Here is a 15,587-nt window from a genome sequence, read left to right on the forward strand (position 1 = left end):
TATGAAAGTATTAGTAGCAACCGATAAGCCGTTTGCCAAAGTGGCTGTAGACGGCATCCGTAAAGAGATTGAAGCCGCAGGTTATGAACTCGTATTGTTGGAAAAATACGGAGAGAAAGCCAAATTGTTGGAAGCTGTGAAAGATGCCAATGCACTGATTATCCGTAGCGATGTGATTGATGCTGAGGTATTCGATGCTGCCAAGGAACTGAAAATCGTGGTACGTGCCGGTGCCGGTTATGACAATGTTGACCTCGCTGCCGCTACTGCACATGGTGTATGCGTGATGAACACGCCGGGACAAAACTCCAACGCTGTGGCTGAACTTGTGTTCGGTTTGTTGGTTTATGCCGTACGCAACTTCTACAACGGTACTTCCGGAACAGAGTTGAAAGGCAAGAAACTTGGTATCCATGCATTTGGAAATGTCGGCCGCAACGTGGCACGCATCGCTAAAGGCTTTGGCATGGAGGTGTATGCCTACGATGCTTATTGCCCGAAGGCTGCCATTGAGGAAGCTGGTGTAAAAGCTGTTGATTCTGTGGAAGAACTTTACAAGACCTGCAACATCGTATCCTTGCACATCCCGGCAACTGCTGAGACCAAGAACTCCATCAACTACGCTTTGGTAAATCAGATGCCCAAGGGAGCTATCCTGGTAAATACTGCACGCAAGGAAGTCATCAATGAGGCAGAGCTTATCAAACTGATGGAAGAACGTGCGGATATCAAATACATCACCGATATCATGCCGGTAGCTAATGAAGAATTTGCAACCAAATTTGCCGGACGTTACTTCTCGACCCCGAAGAAGATGGGTGCCCAGACTGCGGAAGCCAATATCAACGCAGGTATCGCTGCTGCCAAGCAAATCGTAGGCTTCATCAAGGACGGTTGCGAGAAGTTCCGCGTGAACAAGTAAACATTTAGTGAAAGTGTACTATAATGGAACTGATGAACACAGAGACACAAAGACTGGAATATCATCCGAAGTCAATGAGTCTCTGTGTTTATTTTTGCCTACAGGTACCCTTCCTTTAACATAATCCCTAACTCTCAAAACTCTATTTTACTATGGCTATTGTAAAACCTTTCAAAGGTATTCGTCCCCCGAAAGAATATGTGGAGCAAGTAGAATCACGCCCGTATGACGTGCTCAATTCAGAAGAAGCACGCAAAGAGGCTGAAGGCAATGAAAAGTCGCTCTACCACATCATCAAACCTGAAATAGATTTCCCCGTTGGCACGGACGAGCATGATCCCCGTGTCTATGCCAAGGCTGCCGAAAACTTCCAAAAGTTCCAGGACAAGGGTTGGCTGGTACAAGACAAGAAAGAAAACTACTACATCTACGCACAGACCATGAACGGCAAGACACAGTATGGTCTGGTGGTTTGCGCATACGTGGACGATTATCTGAACGGAGTCATCAAGAAGCATGAGCTGACCCGCCGTGACAAGGAAGAAGACCGCATGAAACACGTCCGCGTGAACAATGCCAACATCGAACCGGTGTTCTTTGCCTATCCCGACAATGCCGAATTGGATGCCATCGTGGCACGTTACACCGCTCAGGAACCGGTATATGACTTCATCGCACCGATTGACGGATTCGGACACAAATTCTGGATTATCGACAAGGAAGATGACATCCAGGCTATCACCAAAGCTTTCGCTGCCATGCCGGCACTTTACATTGCTGACGGACACCACCGTTCGGCTGCAGCTGCCTTGGTGGGTGCTGAGAAGGCAAAACAAAATCCCAATCACAGAGGAGACGAAGAGTACAACTACTTCATGGCTGTATGCTTCCCTGCCAATCAGCTGACCATCATCGACTACAACCGCGTCGTAAAAGACCTGAACGGATTGACGGCTGCTCAGTTCCTTGATGCCCTGCGCGAGAACTTCGTGGTAGAAGAAAAAGGTGAAGCTGAATATCGGCCGAACAAGTTGCACAACTTCTCACTCTATCTGGAAGGCAAGTGGTACAGCTTGACGGCTAAAGAAGGTACATACGATGACAACGACCCGATTGGGGTATTGGATGTCACTATCTCATCCAACCTGATTCTCGACAAGATTTTAGGAATCAAGGACCTTCGTTCCGACAAGCGCATCGACTTCGTGGGCGGTATCCGCGGATTGGGTGAGCTGAAACGTCGTGTGGACAGCGGAGAGATGAAGATGGCATTGGCTCTCTATCCTGTCACCATGAAACAAATCATGGACATCGCAGACACGGGCAACATCATGCCGCCGAAGACCACTTGGTTTGAACCCAAACTTCGCTCCGGACTCATTATCCATAAATTGAGCTAAACACATCTTACGCTAGAATTACTCCTCGGCTTGAGATATTCTCGGAATATTCTTATCAATCAAGGAGCAACATACAACAATCAAAGGCTATTCGCCAGGTGCGGATGGCCTTTGTTGTTTTATCCAGTGACACCTTGCGCTTCTCCTGATAACGAGATGCTCGTCTCCTCGTGGCGAGATGCTCATCTCCCCGGTATCGCTTTGCGCAAAAGAGTGATAAGGAGATGCGCATCTCCTAAACCAGACTTAAGCACGATGAAACAGAGGTTTACAGAGAATGACAGTCGGGAGATGCGCAAGAGGATGGCCGGGACCTGCTCAAGAAGGAAATTCCAAGGGCGCATAACGGAGAGACAGACTCCTGGACGGAAAGCTAGAAAGAATGAATAAAGCAAGCAGAAAAACAATGAAACGACGCAGGATAGGGGCAATAAAAAAGGGCTCCGCTGAGCCCAACCTTTGTTAACCTTAAATCTAATACTATGAAAAACACACTGCAAAGATAAGCTCATTTCAACCATTCCTGCAAGAAAGGTTCAAACGAAATGCGATTATACAACATCATTTAACAAAACATCCTTCCATAGAGTCTATATTTAAAAGGTTCGTTTACATTTACGTTTCAAAATCAGGAGCAAATTAGTTGCGCATATAGCATTATTCTCTATCTTTGCAACCATGCACAGCCAAAATCCATCCCATAAAAATCGCATGATTCGATTCCGTCAATGGAGCCGGAAGGGGTATGCCATCTTTGCAAGCTTGGGCAAACACGTGACCATCGGACATGTGTGCAAGAGCATCGCCGAAGCTTCGCTCACCAAAACCGGATGGCTGGACAAGCCTTGTCTAAACCGGAAGAACAAGACGGATGAAACGGATACGTTACCGCCGGAAGAGGCCGACGAATGCAGACTTTGGCTGTATGAGATGGATTTATGTACAATTGTATCCCCGTCTCTGACCGTCTCAGAGGAGGGACAGGTACGTCTTTTTAATAACTTGTCGGATAAGAAGAGCAATATCGGAACAACAGTGATTCCGGTATTGCTCTTCTTTTGTTTTTAGAACTATGATACACGAACTGAAAGAAAAGGTATTGCAAGGGCACCAGGTGACCTTCGATGAAATGAAAGAACTTGCTTCCTGTACAGACAATGAGAGCCTGTTTGAAGCGGCACGGGAGATCACAGCCAAGTGTGCCTCCAAGGTATTTGACATGTGTTCCATCGTGAATGCAAAATCGGGGTTATGCTCGGAAGATTGCAAATGGTGCGCCCAGTCGGCCCATCACCGGACCGGTGTGGAGACCTACGGACTGTTGCCGGTCGAAGAATGCGTGACACACGCCAAGGAGAATGCCCGGCATGGCGTCGGACGTTTTTCACTGGTGACAAGCGGCAAACGGATGACCGATAAGGAAGTGGATGCCATTTGCGACCGGGTACGCGCCATCCGCCAGAACTGTTCCATTTCCGTCTGCGTATCCTTGGGACTCCTGTCAGAGCAACAAATGAAACGGCTGCACGAAGCCGGCGTGTCACGCTATCACTGCAACCTGGAGGCAGCCCCCTCCTACTTTTCGCATCTGTGCACCACGCACACCCAACAGCAGAAACGGGAAACGTTGCTGGCAGCCCAACAGGCAGGCATGGAGATCTGCTCAGGAGGTATCATCGGTATGGGAGAGACGGAACTGCAACGCATCGAACTGGCATTCTCCCTGCGCGGATTGGGGGTACAGTCGATACCGATTAACATATTGCAGCCCATCAAGGGAACTCCCCTACAGGACATGCAGCCGTTATCGTCGGAAGAACTGCTGCGCACCATTTCCTTCTTCCGCTTCATCCATCCCACCGCTCACCTACGGTTTGCCGGCGGACGGGCAAAGCTCGACGAACAAACATTGCGCCGGGCATTGACGATCGGCATAAACGCAGCAATCGTCGGGGATATGCTCACCACCTTGGGCTCCGACGTCGAAACGGATAAACAACGAATCAAAGAAATCGGTTATGAGCTATAATTATCAATGTGACACCTTTGACCGCGACCACCTGTGGCATCCTTATACTTCTACCACAAACCCGTTGCCTACCTACAAGGTGAAAAGCGCCAAAGGCTGCACCATCACCTTGGACGACGGGACTGAACTGATTGAAGGGATGTCTTCCTGGTGGTGTGCCGTCCACGGATACAACCATCCGGTGCTGAACCATGCCATCGAAGAACAGTTGCACCGGATGTCACACGTCATGTTCGGAGGACTGACGCACGACCCTGCCATTGAACTGGGAAAGTTGCTGCTGAAGATTGCCCCTCCCTCGATGCAGAAAATCTTTTATGCGGACAGTGGCTCAGTTGCCGTAGAGGTCGCCTTGAAGATGGCGGTCCAGTACCAGTTTGCAAAGGGTAATCCCCGGAAAAACAACTTCGTCACCATACGCTCCGGCTATCATGGAGATACCTGGAATGCCATGTCCGTATGCGACCCGGTCACCGGCATGCACAGCCTCTTCGGGAATGCCCTGCCGGTGCGCCACTTTGCTCCGGCTCCCCAATCCCGCTTTCACGGGACGTGGGACAGCACGGACATAGAGCCTTTAAAAGCCATCATCGAGCAGCATCATGCCGAACTGGCCGGCCTCATCCTCGAGCCCATCGTACAAGGAGCCGGAGGCATGCGCTTCTACCATCCGGAGTATCTGCGCGAAGCTGCCGCACTCTGCCGCCGTTACGGGCTTTTACTCATCTTTGACGAGATAGCGACGGGCTTCGGACGCACCGGCAAGCTGTTTGCCTGGGAACATGCCGGCATTGAACCGGACATCATGTGCATCGGGAAAGCCCTGACCGGAGGATACATGACCTTCTCTGCCGTACTGGCAACCGATGAAGTCGCCACGACCATATCCGACCACGAACCGCATGCTTTCATGCACGGACCGACCTTCATGGGCAATCCGCTCGCCTGCTCTGTCGCGTGTGCTTCCATCAACCTGCTCCTGGCGTCCGGATGGCAACAGAAGGTAAAAGCCATCGAGCAGCAACTGGAGAAGGAACTGGCTCCGGCACGGAGCTTGCCCCAGGTAGCTGACGTACGGGTATTGGGAGCCATCGGGGTCATCGAAACCCGTCAGCCGGTAGACATGGCATGGATACAACGGCGCTTTGTGGAGGAAGGTGTCTGGGTGCGTCCCTTCGGACGGCTGGTCTATGTGATGCCGCCCTTCATCATCCGTCCGGCAGAACTGCACAAGCTGACAACAGCCCTGGTAAAGATTGTTTCCGAGATTAAAAACTGACGATATGATGGACAACGATCAGATGCTAACCCGGGATTTGGAAGTCCTGCGGGAGAAAGGGAACTTCCGCCAACTGCCTTCCGTGGAACATCTCGGACGGTGGGTCCGTTCCGGAGAACAGCCGATGCTGAACCTGTCGTCAAACGACTACCTGGGATTGGCTACCGACGAATCGCTGCGCAAAGCGTTCATGGAGGAACTGTCAGCTGAAGACTCCCTCCTCTCCTCCTCCTCGTCCCGTCTGCTGACCGGAAACTTCGCCGTCCACGACAGGCTGGAACGTCTGCTGGCAGAAAGCTTCGGGAAAGAGGCGGCACTGGTGTTCAGCAGTGGTTATCACATGAACACCGGTATCCTGCCGGCAGTAGCGGATGCCCATACGCTGATACTTGCCGACAAGCTGGTGCACGCCAGCCTGATTGACGGCATCCGTCTCTCTGCTGCCAAGTGCATACGCTTCAGGCATCAGGACTATGCCCAGCTGGAAGCCTTGTTGCAGAAACATCACGCAGACTTTCACCGCATCCTCATCGTGACGGAAAGCATCTTCAGCATGGACGGCGATGTGGCGCCCTTGCAACAGCTGGTCGAACTGAAACAACGCTACCCGGGAACCATGCTCTATGTCGACGAAGCCCATGCCATCGGCGTGCGTGGTCAGAACGGACTGGGAGTAGCCGAAGAGCAGGCGTGCATCCCGGGCATCGACTTCCTCTGTGGGACCTTCGGGAAAGCGGTCGCTTCAGTGGGTGCCTATGTGGCATGCAGCCTCCCCGTACGCAACTACCTGATCAACCGGATGCGCACACTCATCTTCACGACCGCCCTACCTCCGCTCAACGTAGCCTGGACGGAGTTCATCGTGAAACGGCTGCCGGACATGAACGAACGCAGGAAGCGGCTCGCCACCCTGTCGGAGCAACTGCGGACGGCACTGAAGGAGAAAGGATATGCCTGTCCGTCGGAAAGTCACATCGTGCCCATGTTGGTCGGAGCCAGCAAAGAGACGGTCCTGAAAGCCGAAGAGCTGCAACGCAAAGGCTTCTACGTGCTGCCGGTTCGTCCGCCGACAGTGCCCGAGGGTACTTCGCGCCTGCGCTTTTCACTGACGGCAACACTCTCGTCCGGAGAGTTGGAACAATTAATTGATGTATTATGAAACAGTCATTTATACAACAGAAGGGAAGCTCCCGGCTGACGCTCTTCTTTGCAGGATGGGGCATGGGCGAAGGACTGCTGGCTCCGCTGCCGGAAGGTACGGACGACGTCATGCTGTGCTTTGACTACCGGGACCTGCAGTTTGACGCCGCTCCCCTGGCGGCGTATGCCTCCATCCGTGTCGTCGCCTGGTCGATGGGCGTATGGGTTGCCGGTCGGATCCTGCCATCCCTGGCTCTACCCTGGGAACATGCCCTGGCTTTCAACGGAACACCCTGGCCTGTCGATGACCTCCGCGGCATCCCCGAAAGCATCTTCAAAGGAACACTGGACAACCTGTCCGAACAGACCTTGTCCAAGTTCCGCCGCCGCATGTGCGGCAGTGCACCGGCCCTGAAGGACTTCCTGCAACATGCGCCTGACAGGAGTTGGGAGACGCTCCGCGACGAGCTGGCTGTCCTGTATGAGGCCATCACCCGGACCGGACCAGCCACAGACTGGCACTGGGACAAAGCCTTTATCGGAACGGAAGACCACATCTTCCCCTCCGCCAACCAGCTGCGTGCCTGGGAGAACCTGACAACCCAAACGGTACATGCAGCCCATTACGACGCGGACTGCATACAACAACTCGCTGAAGGAAAGGAAACCTTATGGATAAATCACTGATACGACAACGCTTTGCCCGCGCCATCCCCACCTACGACTGTCAGGCGACCGTGCAACGGACCATGGCGCAACGGATGGTGACACTGCTGGACCGACACCTGCCGCCCGATGCCCACCAACGGGTCTGGGAGGTCGGTTGTGGCACCGGACTCTTCACACATGCCTACCTGCAACATCACCGTCCGCAGGAATACCTGCTCAACGACTTATGCCCGGAAATGCAAACAGCCCTGGAAGACATTCTGGATGCCCGTACCCGCTTCGTCCCCGGAGACGTGGAGAAGGCATCTCCGCAAGGCTGCTTCAGCCTGATTGTGTCCTGCGCCTCGCTGCAATGGCTGGAAAATCCCTTGTGCTTCCTGCAACGCTGCCGGACCATGCTGACCGCCAGGGGGCATGTCGCCTTCTCGCTCTTTGGGGAAGAGAACCTGAAGGAGATACGTGCGCTGTCCGGAGCAACCTTGGACTATCCTTCTCTCCATGACTGGTGCAGCAAGCTGTCAGCCCTGGGCTATCAGCCCCTCCATGCGGATGAAGAGCGGGTCACCCTGTGCTTCGATAGCCCCGGCGATGTCCTGCGTCACTTACGCCAGACCGGCGTGACGGGCATCCGGAAGGAGGCATGGACACGGAAGCAACTGGAAGATTTCACCACGGAATATCAGCGTCGCTTCTCCACGACGGACGGGAAAGTCAGCCTGACCTACCACCCCGTCTACATCCTGCTGACCAATCCTGTATAACAACAAAACAGAATGATAAAATGAAAGACAACGTATTCTTTGTAAGTGGCATCGACACGAACATCGGGAAGAGTTATGCCACCGGATTCCTTGCCCGCCAATGGAATGAGGCAGGCAAACGTACCATCACCCAGAAACTGATTCAGACCGGCAACACCACGATGTCTGAAGACATTGAGCTTCATCGCCGGCTGATGGGCACCGGTCTATTGCCCGAGGACCGGGAGGGACTCACCATGCCCGAGATATTCACCTATCCCTGTTCCCCCCATCTGGCAGCTAAGATTGACGGACGCCCCATCAATTTCGAACACATCAAGCAGGCGACAGAGCAGCTCTCCGAACGCTATGATGCCGTGTTGCTGGAAGGTGCCGGAGGACTCATGGTCCCTCTGACGCCCGACCTGCTGACCATTGACTATGCGGCACAACAGGATTATCCGCTGATATTCGTCACTTCGGGACGGCTGGGCAGCATCAACCACACGTTGCTGAGCCTGGAGGCAGTCAAGGCGAGGAAACTCCGGCTGCACAGTGTCCTCTACAACCTCTATCCGTTGGAGGAAGACAAGATTATCCAGGAGGACACGCAGCACTACATCCGGGAATACCTGAACCGTCATTTCCCGGAAGCCCGGTTCCTGACTGTCCCCTGTCTCTGACAGACAGACAAATGCGGACCTGAACGGGAGATGGCAAGTCCTTGCCGGTGCCTCCCTCAGGTCCGCATCTTAACTATTAACCAATCATTTAACTTCAGCCAGTTCCAGCACGAGCTTGCCATCGGCATAAAGGGCGAGATGCCCGTTACCCAGCCTGCCATAACTCCGGACAGCATTCAGCGCCTGCATGATGCTGTTCTCCAGCTCCATGTCTGCACACATCATCCGGGTAGACGCCAAGGCAGGGAACGCAATGGACTGACTCTGCGCGGCATCCACGGTAAAACCGCCGTGTATGTTGTTGCAACCAGCACAGCCACTGACCTTTCTGGCAGCCACGTCAAAGTGCAGGAAGGGTTGCTTCTCCACGTTTCCCGGCACTTCCTTGCCATTCACTGCCAGGATATTCCACTTCCCGGACAGCTCATTCAGCGCCATCGTCTGGTTTCTTTTCTTCAAGATGACCAACGGACGCTTCTTCTCATTACACAGTGCGATTTCATTTTCACTGACGGGCAGATAGCCCTTGACCTGTCCCAGGGCATTGAGCACATTACGCTCCACATCCATGTTCGGACCTGCCATCATCGTACTTGCCAGCTTGCCCAGTTCAAGCGTGCCCGGTTTGCTGTTCAAGTCAAAGGAACCCATCACGTTGTTGCATCCGGTATTGCCATAGATGCGTCCGTTCTCCGTATCAAAACCAATATAAGGATAGTCCTTGAGGTTGATGGCACTTCCGTTTACCTCCACGATGTTCCACTCTCCATTGAAGTCTGCCGACGGAAGTACGGCAACATTCCGGGTAGAATGACAGGAAGACAATGCGAAAACAACCATCGCAGCAAGGGGCATAAATCTCTTTTTCATAATCTCTTTCGTTAAAGTTACAGTTCTATCGGACAGGTCACTGTTTCGCCTGTTCTCGATGAGTAAACGCCGAAGACTGCCAAATACTGCACGGAGAAATCTTAATAAGCAATAAAAGCTGTACTCATTTGTATACCTTTCTGAGGGCACTCTCGCACTGAGGGACCTGCCGGGAACTGCCTCAGGAGTTTTTTTCTGCTCCGTATGTCCGTTTTTCGTATGAGGATTTGATTAAAAAATGTACCTTTGATTCCATTAACAATGATAGCCTTATAGAATATGAAAGCAACAGTTTGTTTAAAATCCTTATGCCTGTGTGCGGCTCTGGCTCTACCGACCTTTGCCAAGGCCGCATTCCCGTCCGCTGATGACAAGCAGACGAGCTATGTTCCTACACAAGAGAACCTCCAGTCGCGCGAAGCCTTCCAGAACGACAAATTCGGCATCTTCCTTCATTGGGGGTTGTACAGCATGCTCGCCCAGGGCGAATGGGTCATGACCAACCAGGACCTCAACCGCGACGAATATGCCAAGCTGGCGTCCGGCTTCTATCCTTCACGCTTCAATGCACGTGAATGGGTCGCCGCCATCAAGGCTTCCGGGGCACGATACATCTGCTTCACAACCCGCCACCATGAAGGCTTCTCCATGTTCGACACGCAATGGTCGGACTACAACATCGTGGATGCCACCCCCTTCGGACGCGACGTACTGAAAGAACTGGCGGACGAATGCCACCGGCAGGGCATCGCACTCCATCTGTATTATTCGCATCTGGACTGGTACCGGGACGACTACTATCCGCTGGGACGCACCGGAAGGGGAACCGGACGTACCAAACATGGGGAATGGAAAACCTACTATGAATTCATGAACCATCAGTTGGAGGAGCTGCTGACGAACTATGGTCCGATACGTACCATCTGGTTCGACGGATGGTGGGACCAGAAGCCTGACTTCGACTGGCAGTTGCCTGACCAGTATGCCCTGATACACCGCCTGCAACCGGGATGCCTGATTGCCAACAACCACCACGAGACACCCTTCGAGGGAGAAGATATCCAGATTTTCGAGCGCGACCTGCCCGGTGAGAATACAGCCGGCCTGTCGGGACAAGCCATCAGCCGCCTTCCCCTGGAGACGTGTCAGACGATGAATGGCATGTGGGGATACAAGATTGTCGACCAGGACTACAAGTCGACCAAGACGCTCATCCATTACCTGGTCAATGCCGCCGGAAAGAATGCCAACCTGCTGCTGAACATCGGGCCGCAACCCAACGGGGAACTTCCGGCTGTGGCAGTGGAGCGTCTGAAGGAAATCGGTCAGTGGATGCAGACATACGGGGAAACCCTCTACGGGACACGTGCCGGACTGGTCGGTCCGCGTGACTGGGGAGTGACCACGCAAAAGGGCAACCGGCTCTTCGTACACATCCTCAACCTGCCGGACAACGGACTTTATCTGCCCCTGACGCAGAAGGTAACCCGCGCCATCTCCTTCAAGGACAAGACCCCGATAAAGTTCCGTCAAGATAAAAACGGTATTTTAATGGAGTTTGAACAGGCTCCGAATGACATCGACTTCGTCGTAGAGCTGACGCTGAAAGACTGAAGTCCCGAAACACAGCCGGCATGAGACGCTTCTCCCCAGAAGGATGAATGAGACTCATGCCGGCTTTTCCTTTATCCAAGCCCGGGATAGACACAAACCAAGCCGGACTTCAATGGACCAAAGTATTATACTTAGCCTACCTAAGTATTATACTTTGGTCTGTATAAGCCCGGCTTAGTCCGCATCTATCCCCTACCTTGGCAAGATTAAACCCCAATCGGTCATTAGACCACTCGAAGCCTAATGACCGATTGGGGTTAACAACAGCCAGGTGAACAGCCGGTATGGTCAGCTACGGCTCACCTTCAGTCCTTTATCCGACAAAGACATCTCCACAAAGCGCGCGCAGGCGTTCGGCGGCGTTTCCGTCAGAATGGTCTTAATGCGTACGGCAGCCTCGGGGCTCTTTGCCACCATGTACAAGTAGCCGCCGCCTCCGGCTCCCGGAAGCTTGTATCCCAGGCAGTAGTCCTGCACCAGGCTGATAATCTGCTCTACCGAGGGCGGATTGGTGCCGGGGTCCAGCCGCTTGTTCTGAGCCCAAGTCTTGCCTATCAGCCGACCCATCTCCTCAAACCGTCCACACTGGATGGCTTCAAACACATCGAGGGCGTGTGCCTTCATCTCGTTGAGCATATCCAGATGTTCCGTCGAATTCAGGAACATGCCCCGGACAATCTCTGCCAGGATATTCTTCGCCGTCCGGGTAATGCCCGTGTAATAGAGCAAATGACACTTCTGATATTCCGGACTGGTGAACAGGAAGTCAGGCAGCCAACGGACGACCGGACACTGCTCGAAGCCACTCTGTGTCTGGAGCAGCTTGACGCCCTGAAGCACCCCTCCATATTGGTCCTGCCAGCCTCCTCCCGTAGTCAGCAACTGCTCCAGCACCAACGTACGCCGGCCAATCTCGTTCTTGTCCCACGGCAGTCCGCAGAAATCGGCAACCGCACCCAAGACGGTGGAAGCAAGGATGGAACTGGTTCCCAACCCGGAGCCTGCCGGTACAGCCGACAGCAACGTCAGCTCGATGCCGGAACCGAACGCCCGCAACTGTGCCTCCAACGAGGCGTAGGTCTCTTTCGAGAACCCCGGTTGGAAACCTGCCAGCACCAGCGCAGCCTTGGGGATGGAAAACGGAGACCCCACTTTGGCAAAGTCGCGCAGCTCTTCGTAGGTATGCACCTCCTCCATGGCACCCAGGTCGATGGAGCGCAGGACAATCTTGAAGTCCTTGCATGGCTTCACATACGACTGCAACGGGGGCTGTCCGTTCAACTCAATGGCCATGTTGACCACATTGCCTCCATCATTCAGGCAATAGGGCGGCGTGTCTGTCCACCCGCCTGCCAGGTCGATGCGCACCGGACTTCTCGCCCACACAATCTGGTCGGCATAGACAGCCAGACGAGGCGTTTGTCTGTCGGCAAGCACGGTGGAGGTCAATCCCTCACGCAGCAGGGAGAAGGCCTTCGTCTCTTCCTCACGTCCGTCTTTGCCCTGCAACTTCAGGTAGTGTGAACGGAATATATGGTCATGGATGCGGGTCATCAGGGATGCTCGTTCGGGCAAAGGCGCGGGCAAGAGCAACCGTGCATCCACAAACTCCTCGGCGGCATCCTTCAGATTCAGCTGGTAAAAGACGCTCTTCTCGTAGTTCTTTGCCAGCAGGGGCCATGCCTCTGCCCGGAAGCTGCGCCGCTGGGCGACCAACCGACGCAAGTTGGCTTCCGCTGAAATCTCGTCAGCCGACAACCGACGCCTTTCGAGCCAGATGCGTCTGCCCTCCTCCAGAGAGGCTTCGCCAATCATCCAACGGAACACCTTGTCGAGTTCGTCGGTATCGGCGCAGAGAGGAAATATCCGTGCAGACTGCAAATCGCCGGCTCCCTCGATGGACTGCGGCTGCAAGCCACGCTCTGCCAGCCATTCACAAACGGGCTTTCCCATAAACAGCGTCCGTTCGTCGTCCAATGCGCCCTTGAAGGCATCCGTAAAGCCATAGCAACGTGCGACGTAACCGATCTCTCCCACCGGGACTACATCCACACAGACGCCGGACGGAAGATTCAGTGCCCAGTCATTCCGAGGCACGCCCGTGATGATGTGTTGGTGAGACAGCTTCCAGTCGGCACCGACGCAACTGTTCTCAATCCAGACTTCTGAGTTTTCAGCCTTCAAGGTCAAGGATACCTGCGCATTCTGGACAAACATGGCAGGATGAGGTTTCACCTTCAGGTGCATGATTTCACGCTGGTCATCCACCAGATTCTGCACCGCAACCGTCGAGGACAACAGCTCACGGCTGGTCCCGTAGTGATAGAACTCCCCTCCCGGCAACGGCAGTATTGCCACGCTCAACTGACGGAGCTCCTCATCATCCAGCTGGGGATGCTCGCCCAAGGCTCTCCCGAAGTCGGAATACAAATCGTAATACCTCCACTTGTCTCCCTGCCTGGAACGCTTCCGCAGCAGCTCCACTGCCCGGTCGCTCAAGAGCCAGATGCCGATGTCCATCAGGAAGAGATGGGTCTGCATCAACCGTCCCAGTTCCTCGACCGACGGCTTCTGCAACATGAAGTCCAGGCGGTCGGGAGTCTGACGGGAAGAGACGAACACACCATGATTCTTTGCCAGATTCGGGTCGACCCACAGTCCGTAGCAGACCACATCGGCATCGGGAATCTCCTGCAAGGGCTTCTCGCTGCGGATATAGACATCCCCACTGGCAATCAACGTATGCAGGGACTCCGGAGCCTTCTCCATAATCCGACGGTACAAAGGCAGTTGCAAAGACAGCAGGTTCTGCTTCAGCCGCTGCCCTTTCGCCCAACGGAACACCGGTATCGGGGTCAGGATTTTACCCGACGGTGCGTAGCCGGGCAACCTGCGGCTCTGCCCACCGGCATGCAGCAGGATGCGCTTGTCTTCCGCCAGCCATTGCGAGAAAGTCTCTCCGGGTGCCCATTGTGCCCGGCAGGATTCCAGGAGCCAGGTCGTTCCTCCTCCGGAACCCAGTTTCTCCCCGATGGGATCGGACGTACAGAACCACTCCTGGGGGTCGACCCCCTCCAACTCATGAAAACATTCCACCAGATTGGGAGGCAGGGAAAGTAACTTCTTCATCATCCTTCGGGTATTCCTCTTATTTGATATCTGTAAGCAGTTTGATTTTCTGTTCTTCACTCAAGCGACAAATCAGCAAGGCGTTGTCTTTCTCGGCTACGATGTATCCATCCAGCCCCATCACGACGACCTTCTTCTCCTGAGTCGTATGAATCACACAGTTGCGGGTGTCATAGAGGCGGATATCTTCACCGATGCATACGTTCTTGTTCAAGTCCTGGGACATCTGTTCATACAGGGAACCCCATGTACCCAGATCGCTCCAGCCGAAGTCTGCGGGAAAGACAAAAATCTCTTCCGCCTTTTCCAGGATGGCGTAGTCCACCGATATGTTTTCGCAATTGGGGAACTCACGGTCGATGACCTCCTGCTCCTTTTCCGTATAAAAGTACGGACGTACATTCTCGAAAATCTTGGCAATGGCCGGACAATATACTCGGAAGGCATTCACGATGGTAGAGATGTTCCACACGAAGATGCCTGCATTCCAGAAGTAGTTGTTCTGTTCGATATAGCGTAAGGCAGTCTCTGCATCGGGCTTCTCCTTGAAGGAATCCACACGGAACACTTCCTTGTTGGTTGCCGAGGAAGCACGCAGGTCCGTCTCGATGTATCCATATCCGGTCTCAGGGCGTGTCGGTTTCATGCCCAGGGTCAGGATGGCGTCGGAGTCTCTTGTAAAGTTCATAGCCGAATGAATCACCCGCTGAAACTCCGGAACGTTCATCACAACATGGTCACTCGGAGTGACAACGACATTGGCTTTCGGGTTGCGAGCCTTGATTTTCCAGCTTACGTATGCGATGCACGGTGCTGTGTTGCGACGGCAGGGTTCTTTCAGGATATTGTCTTCAGGGATGTCAGGTAACTGTTCCTTGACCAGCCCGGCATATTTCTCAGAAGTTACGACCCAGATATTTGCAGGTTCACAAATTCCCTTAAAACGGTCGGCGGTCAACTGAAGCAACGTACGTCCACATCCGAGGACGTCAATGAACTGCTTGGGTTTCTCAGGAGTACTCATCGGCCAGAAACGGCTGCCGACTCCTCCGGCCATAATCACAAGATGGTTGTCACTTTTTGCCATAATTTCGTTATTTTGCTCTAATTGG

The 15,587-nt window shown here is 53.6% G+C and carries 12 protein-coding genes; 9 read left to right on the forward strand and 3 right to left on the reverse strand.

Going from position 1 to position 15,587, the window contains the following annotated elements; genetic code table 11:
- Nucleotide 1 precedes the first annotated feature (1 nt).
- The 8 genes from M3087_RS00325 to bioD all read left to right on the forward strand — a co-directional run bounded on the left by M3087_RS00325 (nucleotide 2) and on the right by bioD (nucleotide 8,862).
- A complete protein-coding gene (locus M3087_RS00325) occupies nucleotides 2-922 on the forward strand; it encodes an NAD(P)-dependent oxidoreductase (protein ID WP_106484705.1) in 921 nt (306 codons plus the stop codon).
- Nucleotides 923-1,074: 152 nt separating this feature from the next.
- Nucleotides 1,075-2,322 (forward strand): DUF1015 domain-containing protein, encoded by a 1,248-nt coding sequence (locus tag M3087_RS00330; protein ID WP_022386041.1) that lies wholly within the window; start codon nucleotides 1,075-1,077, stop codon nucleotides 2,320-2,322.
- A gap of 1,072 nt (nucleotides 2,323-3,394) precedes the next feature.
- The gene (gene bioB / locus M3087_RS00335; protein WP_249092941.1) at nucleotides 3,395-4,351 is read left to right on the forward strand and encodes a biotin synthase BioB; all 957 of its coding nucleotides are present in this window, start codon (nucleotides 3,395-3,397) and stop codon (nucleotides 4,349-4,351) included.
- Nucleotides 4,341-5,630: an adenosylmethionine--8-amino-7-oxononanoate transaminase gene (bioA, locus tag M3087_RS00340; RefSeq protein ID WP_249092943.1), complete on the forward strand. Its 1,290-nt coding sequence runs from the start codon at nucleotides 4,341-4,343 to the stop codon at nucleotides 5,628-5,630. Before bioB ends, bioA begins: the two co-directional genes overlap by 11 nt.
- Nucleotides 5,631-5,637: 7 nt before the next feature.
- Nucleotides 5,638-6,789 carry an 8-amino-7-oxononanoate synthase gene (locus tag M3087_RS00345; RefSeq protein ID WP_249093228.1) on the forward strand — a complete coding sequence of 384 codons (1,152 nt, stop codon included), beginning with the start codon at nucleotides 5,638-5,640 and terminating at the stop codon, nucleotides 6,787-6,789.
- Nucleotides 6,786-7,457: a DUF452 family protein gene (locus M3087_RS00350; protein ID WP_249092944.1), complete on the forward strand. Its 672-nt coding sequence runs from the start codon at nucleotides 6,786-6,788 to the stop codon at nucleotides 7,455-7,457. The genes M3087_RS00345 and M3087_RS00350 overlap by 4 nt, the downstream gene beginning before the upstream one ends.
- Nucleotides 7,442-8,200 (forward strand): malonyl-ACP O-methyltransferase BioC, encoded by a 759-nt coding sequence (gene bioC / locus M3087_RS00355; protein ID WP_249092946.1) that lies wholly within the window; start codon nucleotides 7,442-7,444, stop codon nucleotides 8,198-8,200. Before M3087_RS00350 ends, bioC begins: the two co-directional genes overlap by 16 nt.
- Before the next feature lie 20 nt (nucleotides 8,201-8,220).
- Nucleotides 8,221-8,862, forward strand: a complete 642-nt coding sequence (bioD, locus tag M3087_RS00360; RefSeq protein ID WP_249092949.1) for a dethiobiotin synthase — start codon at nucleotides 8,221-8,223, stop codon at nucleotides 8,860-8,862.
- A gap of 84 nt (nucleotides 8,863-8,946) precedes the next feature.
- Here bioD and M3087_RS00365 read toward each other — a convergent pair whose 3' ends face one another.
- Nucleotides 8,947-9,732 carry an META domain-containing protein gene (locus M3087_RS00365; protein WP_249092951.1) on the reverse strand — a complete coding sequence of 262 codons (786 nt, stop codon included), beginning with the start codon at nucleotides 9,730-9,732 and terminating at the stop codon, nucleotides 8,947-8,949.
- 279 nt (nucleotides 9,733-10,011) lie between these two features.
- Between M3087_RS00365 and M3087_RS00370 the strand changes: the two genes are divergently transcribed.
- The gene (locus M3087_RS00370) at nucleotides 10,012-11,346 is read left to right on the forward strand and encodes an alpha-L-fucosidase (RefSeq protein ID WP_022386032.1); all 1,335 of its coding nucleotides are present in this window, start codon (nucleotides 10,012-10,014) and stop codon (nucleotides 11,344-11,346) included.
- A 288-nt stretch (nucleotides 11,347-11,634) separates the two neighbouring features.
- Here M3087_RS00370 and M3087_RS00375 read toward each other — a convergent pair whose 3' ends face one another.
- Nucleotides 11,635-14,505: a bifunctional fucokinase/fucose-1-phosphate guanylyltransferase gene (locus tag M3087_RS00375; protein WP_289551361.1), complete on the reverse strand. Its 2,871-nt coding sequence runs from the start codon at nucleotides 14,503-14,505 to the stop codon at nucleotides 11,635-11,637.
- Nucleotides 14,495-15,562, reverse strand: coding sequence for a mannose-1-phosphate guanylyltransferase (locus M3087_RS00380; RefSeq protein ID WP_106484695.1), 1,068 nt, complete (start codon nucleotides 15,560-15,562; stop codon nucleotides 14,495-14,497). Before M3087_RS00380 ends, M3087_RS00375 begins: the two co-directional genes overlap by 11 nt.
- Nucleotides 15,563-15,587 lie beyond the last annotated feature (25 nt).

It is taken from the genome of Mediterranea sp. ET5 (assembly GCF_023337025.1).
Classification (GTDB): domain Bacteria; phylum Bacteroidota; class Bacteroidia; order Bacteroidales; family Bacteroidaceae; genus Phocaeicola_A.

Coding starts and splice junctions, on each gene's coding strand:
- bioA (WP_249092943.1), top strand. CDS start 4,341: ATGAGCTATAATTATCAATGTGACACCTTTGACCGCGACCACCTGTGG.
- M3087_RS00370 (WP_022386032.1), top strand. CDS start 10,012: ATGAAAGCAACAGTTTGTTTAAAATCCTTATGCCTGTGTGCGGCTCTG.
- M3087_RS00365 (WP_249092951.1), bottom strand. CDS start 9,732: ATGAAAAAGAGATTTATGCCCCTTGCTGCGATGGTTGTTTTCGCATTG.
- M3087_RS00345 (WP_249093228.1), top strand. CDS start 5,638: ATGGACAACGATCAGATGCTAACCCGGGATTTGGAAGTCCTGCGGGAG.
- M3087_RS00325 (WP_106484705.1), top strand. CDS start 2: ATGAAAGTATTAGTAGCAACCGATAAGCCGTTTGCCAAAGTGGCTGTA.
- M3087_RS00330 (WP_022386041.1), top strand. CDS start 1,075: ATGGCTATTGTAAAACCTTTCAAAGGTATTCGTCCCCCGAAAGAATAT.
- M3087_RS00380 (WP_106484695.1), bottom strand. CDS start 15,562: ATGGCAAAAAGTGACAACCATCTTGTGATTATGGCCGGAGGAGTCGGC.
- M3087_RS00350 (WP_249092944.1), top strand. CDS start 6,786: ATGAAACAGTCATTTATACAACAGAAGGGAAGCTCCCGGCTGACGCTC.
- bioC (WP_249092946.1), top strand. CDS start 7,442: ATGGATAAATCACTGATACGACAACGCTTTGCCCGCGCCATCCCCACC.
- bioB (WP_249092941.1), top strand. CDS start 3,395: ATGATACACGAACTGAAAGAAAAGGTATTGCAAGGGCACCAGGTGACC.
- bioD (WP_249092949.1), top strand. CDS start 8,221: ATGAAAGACAACGTATTCTTTGTAAGTGGCATCGACACGAACATCGGG.